This window comes from Methylobacterium longum (genome assembly GCF_022179385.1).
GTDB lineage: Bacteria > Pseudomonadota > Alphaproteobacteria > Rhizobiales > Beijerinckiaceae > Methylobacterium > Methylobacterium longum.
Genome location: NZ_BPQS01000020.1, coordinates 66,575 through 86,385, shown reverse-complemented (window position 1 = coordinate 86,385; position 19,811 = coordinate 66,575). Strand labels below are relative to the sequence as shown.

The 19,811-nt window shown below is 67.8% G+C and carries 19 protein-coding genes; 6 read left to right on the top strand and 13 right to left on the bottom strand.

The window, feature by feature from the left end; translation table 11 throughout:
• The first annotated feature begins 43 nt into the window (after positions 1-43).
• From MFF58_RS17925 to MFF58_RS17910, 4 genes are read left to right on the top strand one after another with little or no spacing between them, the layout of a single operon-like run.
• Entirely contained in the window at positions 44-631 is a 588-nt protein-coding gene (locus MFF58_RS17925) for a DUF1285 domain-containing protein (protein ID WP_238290147.1), read from the top strand.
• The gene (locus MFF58_RS17920) at positions 624-1,295 is read left to right on the top strand and encodes a CoA pyrophosphatase (RefSeq protein WP_238290146.1); all 672 of its coding nucleotides are present in this window, start codon (positions 624-626) and stop codon (positions 1,293-1,295) included. Before MFF58_RS17925 ends, MFF58_RS17920 begins: the two co-directional genes overlap by 8 nt.
• Positions 1,296-1,308: 13 nt before the next feature.
• A complete protein-coding gene (locus tag MFF58_RS17915) occupies positions 1,309-1,566 on the top strand; it encodes a DUF6111 family protein (RefSeq protein WP_238290145.1) in 258 nt (85 codons plus the stop codon).
• 23 nt (positions 1,567-1,589) lie between these two features.
• Complete coding sequence (locus MFF58_RS17910) at positions 1,590-2,798, top strand: CCA tRNA nucleotidyltransferase (RefSeq protein WP_238290143.1); 1,209 nt, start codon at positions 1,590-1,592, stop codon at positions 2,796-2,798.
• Position 2,799: 1 nt separating this feature from the next.
• On the opposite strand, the gene MFF58_RS17905 is transcribed toward MFF58_RS17910, so the two are convergent.
• From MFF58_RS17905 to MFF58_RS17875, 7 genes are all read right to left on the bottom strand, one after another.
• The gene (locus MFF58_RS17905; protein ID WP_238290142.1) at positions 2,800-3,201 is read right to left on the bottom strand and encodes a F0F1 ATP synthase subunit epsilon; all 402 of its coding nucleotides are present in this window, start codon (positions 3,199-3,201) and stop codon (positions 2,800-2,802) included.
• Positions 3,202-3,341: 140 nt separating this feature from the next.
• Positions 3,342-4,799 (bottom strand): F0F1 ATP synthase subunit beta, encoded by a 1,458-nt coding sequence (atpD, locus tag MFF58_RS17900; RefSeq protein WP_238290141.1) that lies wholly within the window; start codon positions 4,797-4,799, stop codon positions 3,342-3,344.
• A 42-nt stretch (positions 4,800-4,841) separates the two neighbouring features.
• Complete coding sequence (locus MFF58_RS17895; RefSeq protein ID WP_238290140.1) at positions 4,842-5,732, bottom strand: F0F1 ATP synthase subunit gamma; 891 nt, start codon at positions 5,730-5,732, stop codon at positions 4,842-4,844.
• A gap of 168 nt (positions 5,733-5,900) precedes the next feature.
• Positions 5,901-7,433, bottom strand: a complete 1,533-nt coding sequence (atpA, locus tag MFF58_RS17890) for a F0F1 ATP synthase subunit alpha (protein ID WP_238290139.1) — start codon at positions 7,431-7,433, stop codon at positions 5,901-5,903.
• A gap of 54 nt (positions 7,434-7,487) precedes the next feature.
• Positions 7,488-8,060 carry a F0F1 ATP synthase subunit delta gene (locus MFF58_RS17885; RefSeq protein WP_238290138.1) on the bottom strand — a complete coding sequence of 191 codons (573 nt, stop codon included), beginning with the start codon at positions 8,058-8,060 and terminating at the stop codon, positions 7,488-7,490.
• 216 nt (positions 8,061-8,276) lie between these two features.
• On the bottom strand, positions 8,277-8,966 hold the full coding sequence (locus MFF58_RS17880; protein WP_238290137.1) for a DsbA family protein: 690 nt from the start codon (positions 8,964-8,966) through the stop codon (positions 8,277-8,279).
• A gap of 119 nt (positions 8,967-9,085) precedes the next feature.
• Entirely contained in the window at positions 9,086-9,712 is a 627-nt protein-coding gene (locus MFF58_RS17875; RefSeq protein ID WP_238290136.1) for a 2-hydroxychromene-2-carboxylate isomerase, read from the bottom strand.
• Between the two features lie 201 nt (positions 9,713-9,913).
• On the opposite strand from MFF58_RS17875, the gene MFF58_RS17870 reads away from it, so the two are divergent.
• The gene (locus MFF58_RS17870) at positions 9,914-11,152 is read left to right on the top strand and encodes an argininosuccinate synthase (protein WP_238290135.1); all 1,239 of its coding nucleotides are present in this window, start codon (positions 9,914-9,916) and stop codon (positions 11,150-11,152) included.
• 183 nt (positions 11,153-11,335) lie between these two features.
• Here the strand turns inward: MFF58_RS17870 and MFF58_RS17865 are convergent, their stop codons facing one another.
• Positions 11,336-11,980, bottom strand: coding sequence for a hypothetical protein (locus tag MFF58_RS17865; RefSeq protein ID WP_238290134.1), 645 nt, complete (start codon positions 11,978-11,980; stop codon positions 11,336-11,338).
• A gap of 292 nt (positions 11,981-12,272) precedes the next feature.
• Positions 12,273-13,010 (bottom strand): monofunctional biosynthetic peptidoglycan transglycosylase, encoded by a 738-nt coding sequence (gene mtgA / locus MFF58_RS17860; RefSeq protein WP_373323354.1) that lies wholly within the window; start codon positions 13,008-13,010, stop codon positions 12,273-12,275.
• 68 nt (positions 13,011-13,078) lie between these two features.
• Here mtgA and MFF58_RS17855 point away from each other — a divergent pair, with 68 nt between their 5' ends.
• Positions 13,079-14,050 (top strand): polyprenyl synthetase family protein, encoded by a 972-nt coding sequence (locus tag MFF58_RS17855; RefSeq protein ID WP_238290133.1) that lies wholly within the window; start codon positions 13,079-13,081, stop codon positions 14,048-14,050.
• Between the two features lie 264 nt (positions 14,051-14,314).
• Here MFF58_RS17855 and mmsB read toward each other — a convergent pair whose 3' ends face one another.
• From mmsB to MFF58_RS17835, 4 genes are all read right to left on the bottom strand, one after another.
• The gene (gene mmsB / locus MFF58_RS17850; protein ID WP_238290132.1) at positions 14,315-15,544 is read right to left on the bottom strand and encodes a multiple monosaccharide ABC transporter permease; all 1,230 of its coding nucleotides are present in this window, start codon (positions 15,542-15,544) and stop codon (positions 14,315-14,317) included.
• Entirely contained in the window at positions 15,541-17,076 is a 1,536-nt protein-coding gene (gene mmsA / locus MFF58_RS17845; RefSeq protein WP_238290131.1) for a multiple monosaccharide ABC transporter ATP-binding protein, read from the bottom strand. Before mmsA ends, mmsB begins: the two co-directional genes overlap by 4 nt.
• A 91-nt stretch (positions 17,077-17,167) precedes the next feature.
• Positions 17,168-18,241 (bottom strand): multiple monosaccharide ABC transporter substrate-binding protein, encoded by a 1,074-nt coding sequence (chvE, locus tag MFF58_RS17840; protein ID WP_238290130.1) that lies wholly within the window; start codon positions 18,239-18,241, stop codon positions 17,168-17,170.
• 716 nt (positions 18,242-18,957) lie between these two features.
• Complete coding sequence (locus tag MFF58_RS17835) at positions 18,958-19,707, bottom strand: SDR family oxidoreductase (RefSeq protein WP_238290129.1); 750 nt, start codon at positions 19,705-19,707, stop codon at positions 18,958-18,960.
• Positions 19,708-19,811 lie beyond the last annotated feature (104 nt).

Sequence of the window (19,811 nt, the reverse complement as noted above, 5' to 3'; positions counted from 1 at the left end):
GGCGACCATGGCTGCCGACCGACGGGGCGCTATCTGTTCGACTATGAGCGAGGACATTGCCCCCGATCCCACATTGAGCCGCCTCAGCGCTGCCTTGGACGGCGTGCCGAAGCGCGGGCTGCCGCCCGTGGAGCGCTGGGATCCGCCCTACTGCGGCACGATCGACATCCGCATCGCGGCGGACGGGACGTGGCACCACAACGGCTCGCCCATCCGCCGGGAGAAGCTCGTCCGACTCTTCGCGTCCATCCTGCGGCGCGAACCGGATGGACGGACGGTCCTGGTGACCCCCGTAGAGAGCGTCGGAATCACGGTCGAGGACGCGGCCTTCGTGGCGGTCGAGATGGCGGTCGACGGCGCCGGGGAGGCTCGACGCATCTCCTTCAGGACCAACGTCGACGATCTGGTCAGCGTCGATGCCGAGCACGGCCTGCGCTTCGAGGAGGCGCCGGACGGGTCACTCAAGCCCTACATTCACGTCCGCCGCGGCCTCTGGGCCCTCCTGACCCGTTCGCTCACCTACGATCTCGTGGATCTCGCTGAGGAGCGGAGCGTGGACGGTGAAGCGTGGCTGGGCCTCTGGGCCGGCGGCATCTTCCACCCCATCGCGCCGGCCGTCATCGGTGAGTGAGCAACTGATCGACTTCCTGGCCCGCGCCGAGTCCGGCCTGTCGGCGGACCCGCCGGGACCGGACGATCCCACCTCGAATCCCCGCGGCGATCACAGTCTCGATCCGGACGGCTCGGCCGTGATCCCGCCGCCGCCCCACCGGCGCGCGGCCGTGCTGGCGCCGGTGATTCTCCGTGCGGGCGGCCCGAGCTTGGTGCTGACCGAGCGCGCCGCGAACCTGCGCGACCATTCCGGGCAGGTCGCGTTGCCTGGCGGCAAGATCGATCCCGCCGATCCGGGACCTGCGGACGCGGCCTTGCGGGAGGCCCACGAGGAGATCGGCCTGCCCCCCGCGTCGGTCCGTCTCCTCGGCTATCTCGATCCCTACCTGTCGGGCACCGGCTTCCTGGTCACGCCGGTGATCGGTCTCGTCGCACCCGACGCGACGTTTCGGCCGAACCCCAACGAGGTTGCGGACGTTTTCGAGGTGCCGCTGGCGGTGCTGATGGATCGGGAGCGCTACCGGCTCCGCTCCAGGGCCTGGCAGGGCCGCACGCGCTGGTTCTACGCTTTGACCTTCGGCGATCGCCTGATCTGGGGCGTCACCGCCGGGATCCTCAACAACCTCCGGGAGCGCCTCTACCCGGAAACCGAGACCGGTGAAGTCCGCCGCTCGGCGGGATAGGCCACGGGAAACCATGCTGCGTCGCGTCCTCGAAGAGTTCGGCCTCTTCCTCATCCCCTTCGTCCTGTTCCTGGTCTACCTCGTGCTGGCCGGCCGCAACCCGCTGCGACGCGGGCACTGGGATCCGCATCTCCTCCGGCTCGTCCTGGCCGGACTGGCCGTGGTGATCGGCACGCTGGTCTACGAAGGCTTGTTCTCGGAACGTCGGCCCGGCGGCTACGTGCCCACCCATATGGAGAACGGCCGCCTGGTCCCGGGCGGCTTCCGTTGAGGCGCGACCTCGATCGCGCGGCCGTGTCGGCGCTGCTCGAGCGCCCCGGTATACGCCACGTGCTCGCATCCCTCGATCAGCCCGGCGCCGAGACTCGCTTGGTCGGAGGCTGCGTGCGCGACGCGCTCCTCGGAACGCCCTCCGCGGATATCGACCTCGCGACGACGTTGCGGCCGGACGCGGTCATGGCCTGCGCCAGCCGGACGCCCGGCCTGAAGGCGATTCCGACCGGGATCGAGCACGGCACGGTCACCCTGGTTACCGCGGACGGCCCGATCGAGGTCACGACCCTGCGCGAGGATGTCGAAACCGACGGCCGCCACGCAGTCGTCCGGTTCGGCAGCGACTTCGCACGGGACGCCGAGCGACGGGACTTCACCGTCAACGCATTGTCGTTGGATCGCGACGGCTGTCTGCACGACAGGGTCGGCGGGATACCGGACCTTGAGGCAGGGCGCGTCCGGTTCATCGGCGATCCGGCGACGCGGATCCGGGAGGATGCCCTGCGGATCCTGCGCTTCTTCCGCTTCCACGCCCGCTTCGGGATCGGGGAGCCCGACGCAGCGGCCCTCGCCGCCTGCGTGGCCGCGCGGAACGGCTTGGACCGCCTCTCCCGCGAGCGGGTCCGATCCGAATTCCTGAAGCTGCTGGCCGCCGCGGGCGGTCCCGCGATGGTGGCGATCCTGAGCGGCACGGGCCTGCTCCAGCGGATCACCGGCGGCGTGGCCGAGCTCGGCCGGCTGGAGCGCGCCGCTGTCGCCGCGCTGTCGCCCGTGATGCGGCTCGCGGCCCTCGCGGTCGGCGCACGGCACGACGCCGACCGCCTGCGCGAGCGGCTGCGCCTCGCGAACCACGAGCACGCGCAGCTGACCGATTATGCGGAAATCCTGGCGGGCCTGCACGGTCGCGCGACGATCGCGAGGGACGCAGTGCCGGCGCTCGCGGCGGAGCACGGCCTCATGATGCTCCGCGACACTCTGGAGATCGTATCGGGCGAGCCACGCCCCGCCATCGCAGACGACGCGCGCCGGGCGCTGCAGCGTCTGAGCGACGTCCCGGTCTTCCCGATCACCGGGGCGGATCTCGTGGCCGCCGGGGTGAAACCCGGTCCGGCCATCGGCCGTGGCTTGGCGACGGCGCGCGAAACCTGGCTGGCCCGCGGCTGTCTCTCAGGAGAGCAGGCGCGTGCCGATCTGCTGGCGCAGGCGCTGGAGAGCGCCCGCGGGTCCTAGCTCAGAGCTTCAGGAGCGCCTTCGTCTCCTGGAGCTGGACGATCTGGCCGTTCAGCTCCTCGCGCTTCTGGAGATCCTCGGTGGCGTCCCGCTGCATCTCAACCGCCTCGATGTCGCGGTCGAGCGACTCGTTGGTCAGTTCCTCGATCGGAGCCGCCCGCTCGGCGAGAACGGTCACGGTGGTCGGCCCGATATCGGCGAAGCCGCCGCGGACGTAGATCCGCTTGCCGCTGCCCTGGCTCTCGGTGATCACGATGACGCCCACGCGAAGGGAGGTCAGCACCGGGGCATGTCCCGGCATCACGGTCATCTCGCCCTCGATGCCGGGCAGCTGAACGGCCGTCACCTCGCCGGAATACAGCGTCCGCTCAGGGCCGACGAAATCGAAGTGGAAGGTGGCCATAGCCTGACGTTTTCCCGAACCCGCGTCACGTGCTCCTGCCGGAATACCGGAAGGACCGGAGGTGGAACGGGTCGGGATGGCGCCGCGACCGGCACCCCCCGACCCCTGGCCCTCCCCGCTGGGGGGAGGGACGCGCTGACTTACGCAGCCTTCATCTTCTTGGCCTTCTCCTGAGCCTGCTCGATGGTGCCGACCATGTAGAAGGCCGCCTCAGGCAGATCGTCGTAATCGCCGTTCACGAGGCCCTTGAAGCCCTTGATGGTATCCTCCAGCGGCACCTGCACGCCCGGCGAGCCGGTGAACACCTCGGCCACCGAGAAGGGCTGCGAGAAGAAGCGCTCGATCTTCCGGGCGCGGGCCACCGTCAGCTTATCCTCCTCGGACAGCTCGTCCATGCCCAGGATCGCGATGATGTCCTGGAGCGCCTTGTAGCGCTGCAGGGTCTGCTGGACGCGGCGGGCGACATCGTAGTGCTCCTCGCCGAGGATGGCGGGGGACAGCATGCGCGAGGTGGAGTCCAGCGGATCCACCGCCGGGTAGATGCCCTTCTCGGCGATCGAGCGCGACAGCACGGTCGTGGCGTCGAGGTGGGCGAACGACGCGGCGGGGGCCGGATCGGTGAGATCGTCGGCCGGCACGTAGATGGCCTGCACCGAGGTGATCGAACCCTTGTTGGTGGTGGTGATGCGCTCCTGCAGGGCGCCCATGTCGGTGGCCAGGGTCGGCTGGTAGCCGACCGCCGACGGGATGCGGCCGAGCAGCGCCGACACCTCGGAGCCCGCCTGCGTGAAGCGGAAGATGTTGTCGACGAAGAACAGCACGTCCTGACCGTCGTCGCGGAACTGCTCCGCGATGGTCAGGCCGGTCAGCGCGACGCGCGAGCGGGCGCCGGGCGACTCGTTCATCTGGCCGTAGACCAGGGCGCACTTCGAGCCCTCGGCGGAGCCGTTATGCTCCTTCGGGTCCATGTTGACCTTGGACTCGATCATCTCGTGGTAGAGATCGTTGCCCTCGCGGGTGCGCTCGCCCACGCCGGCGAAGACCGAGTAACCGGAGTGCACCTTCGCGATGTTGTTGATCAGCTCCATGATCAGCACGGTCTTGCCGACGCCGGCGCCGCCGAACAGGCCGATCTTGCCGCCCTTCGCGTAGGGGGCGAGCAGGTCCACGACCTTGATGCCGGTGACGAGGATCTGGGCCTCGGTCGACTGGTCGGCGTAGGACGGGGCCGGCTGGTGGATGGCGCGGTAGGTATCGGCCTGGACCGGGCCGGCCTCGTCGATCGGCTCGCCGATGACGTTCATGATGCGGCCGAGCGTGTTCATGCCCACCGGAACCTTGATCGGCTCACCGGTGTCGAAGCATTCCTGACCGCGGGTCAGGCCCTCGGACGTGTCCATGGCGATGCAGCGGACGGTGTTCTCGCCGAGCTGCTGGGCCACCTCAAGGACGAGGCGGGCGCCGTTGTTCTTAGTCTCAAGGGCGTTCAGAATCTCGGGCAGGTGGCCCTCAAACTGCACGTCGACCACGGGGCCGATGACCTGGGTGATCTTGCCCGCCTTGTTGGAGCCGGTGCCGGGGATTGCGGTGTTCGCCATCGTAAACCTACCCTTCAAGCTGTGCGTTCAGGTCGCGGCGCCTCAGAGGGCTTCCGCACCCGAGATGATCTCGATGAGTTCCTTGGTGATCATGGCCTGACGCGTGCGGTTGTAGATCAGCGTCTGCTTCTTGATCATCTCGCCCGCGTTGCGGGTGGCCGAATCCATGGCGCTCATGCGCGCGCCCTGCTCGGACGCGGCGTTCTCCAGGAGCGCCCGGTAGATCTGAACCGTGAGGTTCTTCGGGAGGAGCGTCTCCAGGATCGCCTCCTCGGACGGCTCGAATTCCAGGGCGGCGTTGCCCGCCGTGGAGGTCGGGCGCGCGTCGGTCGCCGGCAGCTCGGCCGGGATCAGGCGCTGGGCCGTCGGGATCTGCGAGATGACCGAGCGGAACTCGGAGAAGAACAGCGTCGCGACGTCGAACTCGTCGGCCTCGAAGCGGGTCAGGATCTTGTCGGCGATCTCGGCCGCGAAGGCGTAGTCCACCGGGCGGTTGCCGCGGATGTCCATGCTCTCGATGATCTGGTCGCGATACTGCCGGCGCAGCATGTCGAGACCCTTCTTGCCGACCGTCATGATCTTGACGGTCTTGCCCTCGGCCGTGAGCTTCTGGGCGTACTCGCGGATCGCGAGGCGGGCGATCGAGGAGTTGAACGCGCCGGCAAGGCCACGATCGCCGGTGCAGACTACCAGGAGGTGCGTCTGCTCGGAGCCCGTCCCCGACAGAAGTTTCGGCGCGCCGACGCCCCCGACGAGATTGCCGGCGAGGTTGCCCAGCACGGCCGACATCTTCTCGGCGTAGGGACGGCCGGCCTCGGCGGCCAGCTGCGCCCGGCGCAGCTTGGCGGCGGCGACCATCTGCATGGCCTTGGTGATCTTCTGCGTCGCCTTCACCGAGGTGATGCGGTTGCGCAGGTCCTTCAAACTCGCCATCGGGTGAGGTCCAGGTCCGTTCCTAAGGGCCTCTCCTCCCCGTCGCGAGGAGGAGCCGGAGGTGAAGGTGGCTTCGAGGGTGCCGAACCGTCCGGTCCTGCGTCGCCCCCACCCCTACGCCTCCCCTGAAGGGAGGAGCCTCCCCACGCGGGGGAGGGGGCTGATGCCTCAGCCGATGGTCTTGACCACGCCCTCGACCACGCTCTTCAGCTTGCCGGCGTTCTCGTCCGACAGGTCCTTGGAGGCGGCGATCGCGTCGAGCAGGTCCTTGTGCTTCGAGCGCAGCGTGCCGAGCAGGCTGTCCTCGAAGGCGCGGATCTTGGCGACCGGGAGCTTGTCCAGGTAGCCGTTGACGCCCGCATAGATCACCGCGACCTGCTCCTCCATCTTCAGCGGCGAGAATTGCGGCTGCTTAAGGAGTTCGGTGAGACGCGAGCCCCGGTTCAGGAGCTGCTGGGTCGAGGCGTCGAGATCCGAGCCGAACTGCGCGAAGGCAGCCATCTCGCGGTACTGCGCGAGCTCGCCCTTGATCTTGCCGGCGACCTTCTTCATCGCCTTGGTCTGGGCCGAGGAGCCCACCCGCGACACCGAGAGGCCCACGTTCACCGCCGGACGGATGCCCTGGTAGAACAGGTCGGTCTCGAGGAAGATCTGGCCGTCGGTGATCGAGATCACGTTGGTCGGAATGTAGGCCGAGACGTCGTTGGCCTGGGTCTCGATGACCGGCAGGGCGGTCAGCGAGCCGTTGCCGGCGGCGTCACCCATCTTGGCGGCGCGCTCGAGCAGGCGGCTGTGGAGGTAGAACACGTCGCCCGGATACGCCTCGCGGCCCGGCGGGCGGCGCAGCAGCAGCGACATCTGACGGTAGGCTACGGCTTGCTTGGACAGATCGTCGTACACGATCACGGCGTGCATGCCGTTGTCGCGGAAATACTCACCCATGGCGCAGCCGGCGAAGGGCGCGATGAACTGCATCGGGGCCGCGTCCGACGCCGTGGCGGCGATGACGATGGAGTATTCCAGGGCGCCCTGGTCCTCGAGGACCTTCACGAACTGGGCGACGGTCGAGCGCTTCTGGCCGATCGCGACGTAGATGCAGTAGAGCTTGGCCTTCTCGTCACCGCCGGCGGTGTGGCCGGGCTTCTGGTTCAGGATCGTGTCGAGGGCGATGGCGGTCTTGCCGGTCTGGCGGTCGCCGATGATCAGCTCGCGCTGGCCACGACCGACCGGGATCAGGGCGTCGATCGCCTTAAGGCCGGTCGCCATCGGCTCGTGCACGGACTTGCGCGGGATGATGCCCGGAGCCTTCACGTCGACGCGGCGACGCTCGGTGGACTGGATCGGGCCCTTGCCGTCGATCGGATTGCCGAGGCCGTCGACCACGCGGCCGAGGAGGCCCTTGCCGACCGGCACGTCCACGATGGCGCCGGTGCGCTTGACGGTCTGGCCTTCCTTGATCTCGCGGTCGGAGCCGAAGATCACAATGCCGACGTTGTCCTGCTCGAGGTTGAGGGCCATGCCGCGCACGCCCGACTCGAACTCGACCATCTCGCCGGCCTGGACGTTGTCGAGGCCGTAGGCGCGGGCGATGCCGTCACCCACGGACAGGACCTGTCCGACCTCGGAGACCTCGGCCTCCTCGCCGAAGTTCTTGATCTGGTCCTTCAGGATCGCGGAAATCTCGGCGGCGCGGATGTCCATACTCGGGCCTCTGTCGCTGATGCGTCTATGTGTGTTCGGATCGGATGGGGGCGCTTAGCGCGCGGCCCGCATCGCGAGGCGGATACCGTTGAGCTTGGTCTTGAGGGACGCGTCGACCATACGCGAGCCCATCTTCACGACGAGACCGCCGATCAGGCTCGGGTCGACGACGAGGTCGACATCGACCTCGGCCTTGGCGATGTCGCGGAGCGACGCCTTGATCTCCTCGATCACGGCGTCGGACGGCTTCTCGGCGACGCGGACCTGCGCGCGCACGATGCCCTTCGAATCCTGGACCAGGGACCGGAACGCCGCGATCATGTCGGGGAGCGCGAAGAGCCGGCGGTTCGCGGCCGTCAGGCGGATGAAGTTGGCCGCGAGACCGCCGATGCCGGCCCTGTCGAGCACGGCGCCGATCGCGGCCTTCTGCTCCTCGGCACTGAAGACCGGGCTGCGGACGAGGCGGCGCAGGTCCGCGCTCTCGTTCAATAACGTGTTGAATTGGTTGAGCGCCTCGGCGACTGCATCGACCTGGCGCTCGTCGCGCGCGAGTTCGAACAGGGCGGAAGCGTACCGGCCCGCCACGCCTGCGACCAGGGGACCAGCCTCGGAACCGTTCTGCGCCACCCGTCGCTCTCTTCTCTGGTTGCCCGCCCGCTCCGCGCGCTCCGGCGGGAGCGCGGTGCGAGACCGTTCGGGACGTGGGATCGCGCCGACAGCAGGCAGGGTCGAGGACCGGACCTTGTCGCGCGGCGACCGCCTAGCATGCCAGCATGGCCGCACGCAACACGGACGCGAGCGCCGCAGCGCGATAGGACGGCGGAAGTGTGACGCCGTGCGGTGTCAGCAGGCGAGCCGATCGCAGCGCCGGACGCTGGCAATCATCTTGGCCATGGCGCGGGCGCCGGGATGACCGAGGATGCCGCTGTTACCGACCACGTAGGACGGCGTGGCGTAGAGACCGAGATCGGCCGCCATGCGCATCTGGCTCTTGAGCGCCGCGCGCACCTCCTCGCTGTCGGCGATGGCCTCGATCTCGGCCTGCGGGATCCCGAGGGCCGCTGACGCGCCCAGCGCCCCGGGGCCGTCGATGCGCCCCGGCTTCCCGAGGAGTGTCAGGTAGAAGCCCCAGGCCGCCTGCGCACCCAGCCGGCGCTGCACGGCGAGCATCACCTTGGCGGCCTGGGCGGATTGCGGCGACAGGATCGGATTGTGGACAAGGCCGACGCGCAGTTCAGCATCGCTGTCATGCAGTGCAGCCACGTCGGCCGCGGCCTTCCGGCAGAACGGGCAGTTGAAGTCGAAAAATTCGTAGAGGGTGGTCCCGGCGTCGCGCGGCCCGACATAGGTCACCCCCCGCAGGGCCGGGATCTGTCCGGTGATCTCGCCCGGCAGGATCGAGTTGGCCACCGCCTTGCCGTCGTCGCCGGTGACCGCCACGCGCTGCCCGTAGGATTGGGCGGCGGCGCGGCCGATACCGGTGCCCAGGGTGGCACCGGCTGCAGCGAGGAAAAGACGTCGGGAAACAGGCATGGGATTCGTCCGGGGCATCGTGCGCCCCGCGCCGGCCGCACCGAAGCGGGGCCGGACGAGGAACACGGGGTCGGGTCGTTGTGATGGCCGAAGCGCGTGAACGGGATCCTAAACCAGCCCTACCTGAGCCCCTTCGGCCGGTCGCCGGTCGCCCAGGCCAGAGCGAGGTCCAGGCGGTCGTTGCCCCAGAACAGCTCGCCGTCGTCCGCCAGGAACGTCGGCGCCCCGTAGATCCCGCGGGAGCGCGCCTCCTCGACGCTGACCCGCAGCTTGGTCTTGTTGGCCTCGGCGGCGGCAGCGCGGACGGTCTGCGTCCCGTCGAGGCCGAGCGAATCCAGGATCTCGACCACGGCTGCGGGCTCCGCGATGGACCGCCCCTCGGCGAAACTCGCGGTGAAGACAGCCTTCGAGAACGGCACGAGCCAGTCCTGATCCTGTCCGTAGACGGCGACCCGCACGGCGCTGAGGCTGTTCTGCGGGAACTGGGCCGGGCGGGTCAGCGGCGGCAGGCCGAGGCGCGCGGCCTCGCGCTCCACGTCGCGCCACATGTTCTTGCCCTTGGCCGGGTAGAGATTGAAGGGCGACGTGGTCCAGCCCTGAGAGGCGAAGAGCGGACCGACGAGGAAGGGCCGCCACCGCACCGCGACGCCGGCCTCCGCGGCTGCCGCCTCGACGCGCATCGCCGCAAGGTACGAATACGTGGAGGCGAATTCGTACCAAAACTCCAGAATCGGCTGGCGCGCCATAGACTTCGCTTCTCCGATGCAATCTCGTGGCGGTGACGACTGGCAACGCCCGCGCCATGTCTGGCACAGCTGCAAGGCCGCCGTGAGGCGAAACACGCTCCATCGTCCAGCGACAGGGCTACGCGCGAGGCGACACGCCGGTTGCAGGCCAATGCCACCCGCGATAAGCGGCAAAGGCCCCGTCCCAGTTCCGGAAGCCGCATGTCCGATCCCGCGAAAAGTCCCGTGAAAAAGGTCGTGCTGGCCTATTCCGGAGGCCTCGACACATCGATCATCCTGAAGTGGCTGCAGACCACCTACGGCTGCGAGGTCGTGACCTTCACGGCCGATCTCGGCCAGGGCGAGGAGCTGGAGCCGGCCCGGCGCAAGGCCGAGCTGCTCGGGATCAAGCCCGAGAACATCTACATCGAGGACCTGCGCGAGGAGTTCGTCCGGGATTACGTCTTCCCGATGTTCCGGGCGAACGCCGTCTACGAAGGCGTCTATCTCCTGGGCACGTCGATCGCCCGGCCGCTGATCGCCAAGAAGCAGATCGAGATCGCGGAACGCGTCGGGGCCGACGCGGTCTGTCACGGTGCGACCGGCAAGGGGAACGATCAGGTCCGGTTCGAACTCGGCTACTACGCGCTCAAGCCGGACGTCACCGTGATCGCCCCCTGGCGCGAGTGGGATCTGCGGTCCCGCGAGCAGCTCATCGCCTTCGCCGAGCAGCACCAGATCCCGATCGCCAAGGACAAGCGCGGCGAGAGCCCGTTCTCGGTGGACGCCAATCTCCTGCATGCCTCATCCGAGGGCAAGGTGCTGGAGGATCCGGCCGTCGAGGTACCGGACTACGTCTACTCGCGCACCCTGTCCCCCGAGGAGGCGCCAGACCAGCCGACACTCATCACCATCGGCTTCGAGCGCGGCGACGCGGTCTCGATCGACGGCGAGACGCTGTCGCCCGCCAGTCTGCTGGCCAAGCTCAACGAGCTCGGCCGGGCGAACGGCATCGGACGCCTGGACCTCGTGGAGAACCGCTTCGTCGGCATGAAGAGCCGCGGCATGTACGAGACGCCGGGCGGCACGATCCTCCTGCCGGCACACCGGGCGATCGAATCGATCACGCTGGACCGGGGTGCCGCGCACCTCAAGGATCAGCTGATGCCGCAATACGCGGAGCTGATCTACAACGGCTTCTGGTTCTCGCCCGAGCGCGAGATGATCCAGGCGCTGATCGACAGGAGCCAGGAGCACGTCACCGGCACGGTGCGGCTCAAGCTCTACAAGGGCGGCATCCACGTGATCGGCCGCGAGAGCCCGCACTCCCTGTATGATCAGGACCTCGTGACCTTCGAGGAAGGCGCCGTCGCCTACGATCACCGTGACGCGGCGGGCTTCATCAAGCTCAACGCCCTGCGGCTTCGAACCCTGGCGCAGCGCAAGAAGCGCGAGGGCTGAGTTTTACCCGTCGATGGCGCCGCTCCCCTCGAGAGCGGTGCCGAGCGGGAAGGGCCGCCCCCCACGTGTCGCTGCCCCAGGCCAAAGTGCAACGGCAGCGCCACGTCGAGCGAAGGCTCGAACCGGAACCGGCTTTGGCTGCCCCGCCCGCGGAGGCTGCGTCGCTTCGGACGCTGTGTCGCGTCAGGCGGGCTCCCAGCCCTCGGCCGAGCGCCGGAAGTCCCCGGGTCCGAGGTCGGCGTAGCGCAGGAAGATCTGCAGCGCCGGCTGCAATTCGCGATGCAGGCGCACGAGCCGATTCTCCGAATCCTCGTCGTCGTTCGCGGCCGCTCCCGGGACGGCGGCGAGATGGCGAGCCATCGCGGCGGTGTACGAACCCCCGTCGCCGTAAGGATGCTGCGGATCCACGTGTGGCACGTCGTGCGCGATGTCCCAGCCGTAGGTGAGCCTCGGTATCAGCGCGATGTGCTCCGGCGTTACCGCGAAGGTAATGAGCTCGGGCGTCTCACCTGTCTCCGAATCCCGGAAGACGTCGCCGACCGCGCCGTGGTCGAGCTTGGCGAGGGCGTTGTGGTACTGGTAGCGACCGGGCTTCAGCTGCGCGTTTTGGGCGAACACGGCGAGGCCATCCTTCAGCGCGCGGTGTTCGTCCTCTGCCCCCTCGTCGTCTCCCGTAACGTTGGCGATGTCGCCGTCGCGGTCGAGGCTGCCGTAGGGTGCCTCGGGATGGACGGTCGGGGCCCCCGGATCGGCACCGCCCCAGGCGACGACCATCCGGCGGATCAGGGCGATGCGCTCCAAGGTCAGGTCGTAGACGGCGTCGCTCATTGATATCGGTCCCGGCTTCGGATCTGGCGCACCTCTTATCAGACCGCGTTCGGCGGCTACTACCGCCGGTGGCTGCCGTTTTCGTCGCGATCCGGCCGATCGACCTAGTTCATCGGGAACGCACGCGACCGGCCTGTCGACGTTCCCGCCGCGCGTGGTCGCGCAGCCACGGCGCGGCCTCCGGATCCGGACGTCCGCGATGGCCGTCGCTGCCCCCGGTTCGCCGTGACGGCATGGAAACGCGTCGCCTCGATCGCGCGGCACCGCGCGCGGCCGTCGACCCTAGGAAGCGTCATCGCCGGAGACACCCCGTCAGACCGTCGATCCGGCCCATCATGGCCTGGATTCGCGCGGCGCGGCGGCGCACGCCGGGGGACGGACGGCCTGCGCTGCGGCTGATCGGGTTGGGTAGGACCGCGGCGAGGAGCGCCGCCTCGCCCGATGTCAGCCGGCTCGCGTCCTTGCCGAACCAATGGCGGCTCGCCGCCTGCGCCCCGTAGACCCCGTCGCCCCACTCGGCGACGTTCAGGTAGATCTCCATCATGCGGCGCTTGCCCCACAGGGTGTCGAACGCCAGGGCCAGAGGGATCTCGATGGCCTTCCGGATGTAGGAACGGCCGGGCCACAGGAAGACGTTCTTCACCGTCTGCATGGCGATGGTCGAGGCACCGCGGCTCGGCGAATCTTCATCCTCGACCACGACGCGAATCGCATCGAAATCGACGCCATGATCCAGGCAGAAGCGCTGATCCTCCGACGCGATCACGGCCTGGATCAGGACCGGGGCGATGGCGCTCAGCGGCACCGGATCCCGACTGACCGGCTGAAGCGTCAACCACCGGCCGAGCATCAGGGTCGACGGCGGCATCACCGCGCTATAGACGAGCCCCAGCGTCAGCGCGGAAACGAACGCGAGGGCGGGGAGCAGGAGCAGCACCCCGAGGATCTGGCGGACAGGGCGGGAGCGCCGCGGGCGCGCGAGCGGAAGGTCGCGATCTCCCGCGTCTCGCCTGCGTCTTGCCCCGCCCACCGTGATCCCGTTCCCGCTCAACTGACGTGCGATTCTTTTTTGCAAGGCCAGGACCGGACGTAAGCCCGATGACCCCGACCCCCTCAACGCAGGCACCGACCGGTTCGGTCAAGGCAGGCTCGCCGGCCATCGATTTTACCCACAGGTTGACGGAAGTCGCCGGCATCGTGGAATCCTTCCTGGTCGAGCGCCTCGGCCCCACGGTCGGCGTCGGCGAGATCGCCCGTCCGCCGCGCCTCATGGAGGCGATGCGCCACGCGGTGCTGGGCGGCGGCAAGCGCCTTCGACCGTTCCTGGCCATCGAGACGGCCCGGATGCTCGGCGGCTCCGAAGCGGCGGCCCTGGCGGCCGGGGCTGGCGTCGAGCTCGTCCATTGCTACAGCCTCGTCCACGACGACCTGCCCGCCATGGACGACGACGACATGCGTCGCGGCAAGCCGACCGTCCACAAGGCCTACGATGAGGCCACCGCGATCCTGGTGGGCGACGCGCTCCAGACGCTGGCCTTCGAGATCGTCGCCGACCCGGTATGGCAGCCGGATGCCCGGATCCGCGCCGACCTCGTCCTGGGCCTCGCCCGGGCTTCCGGCCTCGGCGGGATGGTCGGCGGGCAGTTGCTCGACCTCACGGCCGAAGGCCGGTTCGGCGTGGCCACCATGGACGTGGACGACACCCTGCGGATGCAGGCGATGAAGACCGGCGCGATCCTGGCCTTCTCGGTGGAGGCCGGCGCGATCGTCGGCGGCGCCGACGAGGGGCAGCGGTCGGCCCTGTTGCGCTACGGCCTCGCTCTAGGTCAGGCTTTCCAGATCGCCGACGACATCCTCGATCGGGAGGCCTCGCCCGAAGCCATGGGCAAGGCGACCGGTAAGGACAAGGAGGCCGGCAAGGCCACCTTGGTCGATCGCCTCGGCGTCGACGGTGCCAGGGCCGAGTGCGACCGGCTCGTGGGCGTCTGCGAGGATGCGGTGGCGGGTTGGGGTGAGGGCGCCCGTGTCCTGCGCGACGCCGCCCGGTTCACGGTCGCGCGCAAGACCTGAACCAGCGGCGGCAGGGTCCAGCGCGGATGCGTCCGACCGCGCGGTGAGGGCGGGAGGCCGTAACCTGTCGCCTCGGGATTCGGTTTCCGTCGTGCGGACCGACGCTTCGGCCGCCGGGCCAGAGTGACCGCGACGCAGCGATCCGCGGGAGCGTGCCGCCGACGGGCGCGGCGCTGCCGCGTCGTCCCGCTTCCACCGGAGGCCGAGCTGGCGAAGCGCTTGGACGGTTTTCGTCTGTCCCGCATGCGCAAAGCGGCGCGAACGTCAGAGCCGGTTGTTCTTGTTGTGCACGTCGAGACATACGGCGGCGAGCAGGACGATGCCCTTGATGACCTGCTGCCAGTCGACGCCGATCCCCATCATCGACATGCCGTTGTTCATGATGCCGATGATGAACGCGCCGATCACGACGCCCGACACCTTGCCGATGCCGCCGGCCGCCGAGGCGCCACCGATGAAGCAGGCCGCGATCACGTCGAGTTCGAAGCCGACGCCGGCCTTCGGATTGGCCGTGTTGAGCCGCGCGACGAAGATCAGCCCGCCGAGCCCGGCGAGGGCGCCCATGTTGGCGAAGGTCAGGAAGGTGAGCCGCTCGGTCTTGATGCCGGAGAGGCGGGCCGCCTTGATGTTGCCGCCCAGCGCGTAGATCCGGCGCCCGATCGTCGTCCGGGTGGTGACGAAGCCGTAGAGCATCACCAGCACGAAGAGAACGAGCAGGACGTTCGGCAAGCCGCGATAGACGCTCATCTGATACGCGAAGGCCAGGATCAGGATGGCGGCCACGCCGTTGCGGACGATGAAGGCCGCCGGAGAATCGGCCGGGCTGCCGTACCGGATCTGCGCCGTCCGCCGCCGCCAGTTCAGGCCGACCAGCGCCGTGACGAGGACGAGGGCGATCAGGAGGGAGGTCGAGGATCCGGCGACGTTGGCGAGATAGCCCTTGGAGAGGAGTTGGAATGCCTCCGGAAAGGGTCCGATGGAGGTTCCCTGCAGGAGCGCCTGTGTCAGTCCGCGGAGGACCAGCATGCCCGCCAGGGTGACAATGAAGCTCGGGATGGCGAGGTAGGCCACGAAGTAGCCCTGGAGACCGCCGATCCCCGCCCCCACCATCAGGCACACCAGGGAGGCCGAGATCGGGTCGAAGCCGAAGCGCACCATCAGCAGGGCTGCCAGGGCGCCCACGAAAGCAACCAGGGAGCCCACCGACAGGTCGATATGGCCGGCCACGATGACCAGAAGCATGCCCAGCGCCATCACGACGACGTAGCTGTTCTGCATGATCAGGTTGGAGAGGTTCAGCGGTTGGAACAGCACGCCGCCGGTCGTGTACTCGAAGAACAGGGTGATGACCGCCAGCGCGAAGACGAGCCCGTACTCGCGCAGCTGCGCCGTCCGGATGGCGGCGCGCGGCCTCCGAGATCGGTCCCCGGTCGCCACGTCCGGTGCGGCGGCGACCGGAGACATCAGGGCCTTGCTCGAAGGGATATCGGTCATCCGTTCAGGTCCTTGGAGCGCATGATGGCGCGCATGATCGCCTCCTGACTCGCGTCGGCGCGCCGGAACTCGCCGACGAAGCGTCCCTCGTTCATGACGTAGATGCGGTCGCAGAGGCCCAGCAGCTCGGGCATCTCCGATGAGATCATCAGCACGCCTCGTCCGTCTCCGGCGAGTTCGTTGATGATGGTGTAAATCTCGTACTTGGCCCCCACGTCGATGCCGCGGGTCGGCTCGTCGAGGATCAGCACCTTGGGCTCTGTGAAGAGCCACTTGCTGAGCACGACCTTCTGCTGGTTGCCGCCCGACAGGTTCACGGCCTGCTGCGCCACACCGAAGGAGCGGATGCGCATCTTGGTGCGGTACGCGCCCGCAATGCGGTGCTCGGCATCCCGATCGATCACCGTGGCGGTGGAGACGCCCGGCAGGTTCGCGAGCGTCGTGTTCTTGGCGATGTCCTCCCCGAGGATGAGGCCGAGCTGCTTGCGGTCCTCGGTGACGTAGGCAAGGCCGGCCGCGATCGCCCGGTCGATGGTGGACACGTCGACCTCCGCGCCGTCGATGGTGACGCGGCCGCTGATGCCCTGCCCGTAGGATCGTCCGAACAGGCTCATGGCGAGTTCCGTCCGGCCCGACCCCATCAGGCCGGCGATCCCGACGATCTCGCCCCTGCGCAGGTTCAGGCTGACGTTGCGCACCACCGGCCGGTCGGCATGGACGGGGTGGTGCGCCGTCCAGTCGCTCACCTCCATGAGCACGTCCCCGATCCGCGGTTCGCGGGTGGGATAGCGGCTGGCCATCGCGCGGCCGACCATGCCGCGGATGATGCGGTCCTCGTCGATGGCGGTGGTCCGGCAATCGAGGGTCTCCACCGAGGTGCCGTCGCGCAGGACGGTGATCCGGTCGGCCACCCGGGAGATCTCGTTGAGCTTGTGCGAGATCAGGATCGACGCGATGCCCTGATCCTTGAAGCGCAGCAGCAGGCGCAGCAGCGCCTCGCTGTCCGGCTCGCTGAGGCTCGCGGTCGGCTCGTCGAGGATGAGCAACCTGACCGCCTTGGAGAGAGCCTTGGCGATCTCCACGAGTTGCTGCTTGCCGACACCCAGATGGGTGACGAGGGTGTCGGGGCTCTCGTCGAGCCCCACCAGCGCCATGAGCTCGCGGCAGCGGGCACAGGTCCGTTCCCGGTCGATGATCCCGAAGCGCGCCTGCTCGTTGCCGAGGAAGATGTTCTCGGCGATCGACAGGTCGGGCACCAGGGCCAGTTCCTGGTGGATGATGACGATCCCGAGCCGCTCGCTGTCCGATATGGCGCGGAAGTGCCCGGGGCGCCCTTCGTAGGTGATCTCGCCTTCGTAGGTGCCGTGCGGGTAGACGCCGCTGAGGACCTTCATCAGCGTGGACTTGCCGGCACCGTTCTCGCCGACCAGCGCGTGGATTTCGCCGGGCTCGACCGTCAGATTGACGTCGTCGAGGGCTTTGACGCCGGGAAACGCCTTGGAGATGCCCCGCATTTCGAGGATGGGCGGCATGCCACCTCTTTCCGGTAGGTCTCGAGTGGTGCACCCAGCGCCGCCGGGTCCGGCGCGGGGACGGATCGGTCCGGGCGGGGCCCGGCGGCGCTTACCTGAGCTGGTCGAGCGTGTAGTATCCGGAATCGACGAGCGCCGGCTTCCAGTTGGCCTTGGTGACGATCACCGGCGTCAGCAGATAGGACGGAACGACTTTCTTGCCGTTGTCGTAGGTCTTGTCGTCATTGATCTCGGGGCGATGCCCGCCCTCGATGGCGTCGATCATCGCCACCGTGACCTTGGCCAATTCGCGGGTGTCCTTGAAGATCGTCGCCGTCTGCTCGCCGGCGATGATCGACTTGACTGCTTGTAACTCGGCGTCCTGACCGCTCACCACCGGCAGCTTTACGGTACCGGAGCCGTAGCCGACGCCCTTCACCGACGAGATGATGGCGGTGGAGATGCCATCGTACGGCGAGAGCACCGCATCGAGATGCGCGTTGCCGTAGAAGGCCGACAGCAGATTATCCATCCGAGCCTGGGCGGTGGCCGGGTCCCAGCGCAGGGTCGAGACCTTGTCCATGCCGAACTGGCCCGAGCGCACCACGAGCTTCCTCGAGTCGATGTAGGGCTTCAGCACAGACAGCGCGCCGTCGTAGAAAAAGTATGCGTTGTTGTCGTCCGGAGAACCGCCGAACAACTCGATGTTGAAGGGCCCCTTGCCCTCCTTCAGGCCGAGGGCATCGACGATCGATGTCGCCTGCTGCACGCCGACGATGTAGTTGTCGAACGTGGCATAGTAATCGACGTTGGGTGTCCCCTTGATGAGGCGATCGTAGGCGATAACCTTCACGCCGCGCTCGCCCGCCTTCGCAAGCACGTCGCTGAGCGTGGTCCCATCGATCGAGGCGATCACCAGGATCTTCACGCCCTTGGTCAGCATGTTCTCGATCTGGGCGAGCTGGGTCGGTATGTCGTCGTCGGCGTATTGCAGGTCGGGCTTGTAGCCTTTGGCCCACAGCAGCTTCACGATGTTGTTGCCGTCATCGATCCAGCGCTGGGATGACTTGGTCGGCATCGCGACCCCGATCGGATCGCCGCCGGCGGCCTGCGCACTCGGCGCGGCCAGACATCCCAGGAGCGCTGCTCCGAAGGTGAATCTGAGAAACGACCACGTGCCAAACATGACATTCCCCCCATTTTTTATGAAGTTAGGAATAGACGGAACTTATTGCTCGAAAATACTGAGTTTTACTCGCATATTTTGTAATTTTAGTTCAAATAGATTTTATCAATAGGAGGCTCAGCAATCAAATCCTAGATATGTAGGCGATAAATTTTTTATAATGAAATATTCAATACATCACAACGACGACTCTGAGCATCTGTCAAAAGGACTGAAAAATTTGATGAATGTCTGAGCGGAGACGTCCTTGCTGTTTCCTCTGGCGGCCGCGTTTCGGTCCCGGACGTTTCGTTCCCTGATTTGTATGAGTTAATGGACAGGTCGTCAATCGGGCCGTCAGCATCCGGGTGGCGCTGCACTGGATGAGCCTGTCTGCCAAGGCGGAATCGGCCGAGGCCGTCGGGCCGCGATCCCGGCTCAGGCCACGCCCGCACACTCACCGAGTGGGCAACAGCACCCGCCGGACCAGCGTATCGCGCCGGCGAAACGCCGCGGACCTGTGGCGCATCCGCGCCCACGCCAACCAGAACGGCAGTCCATGCCCGCCCGCCGCCCGCTCAACGACTCACCGCCGCGTCGGCGGCGCGGCGTCGGTCCGACCGGAAAGCCGCCCCGACGTGTCCTTCAGGGATCGCGGGGCGCTCCAGGGCTATTCGAGGCCGCGCCGCGGAGCGCAGGTCGATGTGCGCTCAGCAGCCATGTCCCTCACCGGGCGCTCAGCCACGCCCGACGAACGGCATCTTGGTGGCCATGATGGTCATGAACTGCACGTTGGTCTCCAACGGCAGGTTCGCCATCGTGAGGACCGCCTGGCCGACATGGTCCGGATCCATCACCGCCTCGGGGCGCAGCGATCCGTCCGCCTGGGGCACACCCGCCTTCATCTTCCCGCCCATCGGCGTATCGGCATTGCCGATGTCGATCTGTCCGCAGGCGATGTCGTAAGCGCGGCCATCCAGCGAGGTCGCCTTCGTGAGCCCGGTCACGGCGTGCTTGGTCGCCGTGTAGGCGATCGAGTTCGGCCGAGGGGCATGCGCCGAGATCGAGCCGTTGTTGATGATTCGCCCACCCTGGGGGTTTTGATCGCGCATGATGCGGAAGGCGTGCTGGGTGCACAGGAACAGGGCCGTGAGGTTGGTATCGACCACTTGGCGCCACGTCTCCAGCGGCAGATCCTCCAGAGGCACCGCGGGAGCGCCGATCCCGGCATTGTTGAACAGCAGGTCGAGGCGGCCGAACTTCGCACGGGTCTGCTCGAAGAGGCTCGCGATGGAGCCGGGATCGGTGACATCGGTGGGAACCACCAAGGCCCGATCGCCGATCTGAGCCGCCACCTCTTCGAGGGGCGCCGGCCGCCGGCCGGACAGCACGACGGTCCATCCGCCCCCGGAGAGCGCCAGGGCCGCCGCCTTGCCGACCCCCGTGCCCGCCCCGGTCACGATCGCGATCCGACCCGCCATCGACATGCGTTTCTCCCGGCCCTGCTGGTGTTGTCCGCCTGTAGCGGATGGCGGCCGCGACGCGAAGACACCCGCGTTTCAGATGCGGCACGCGGTCACGAAGTTCGGCC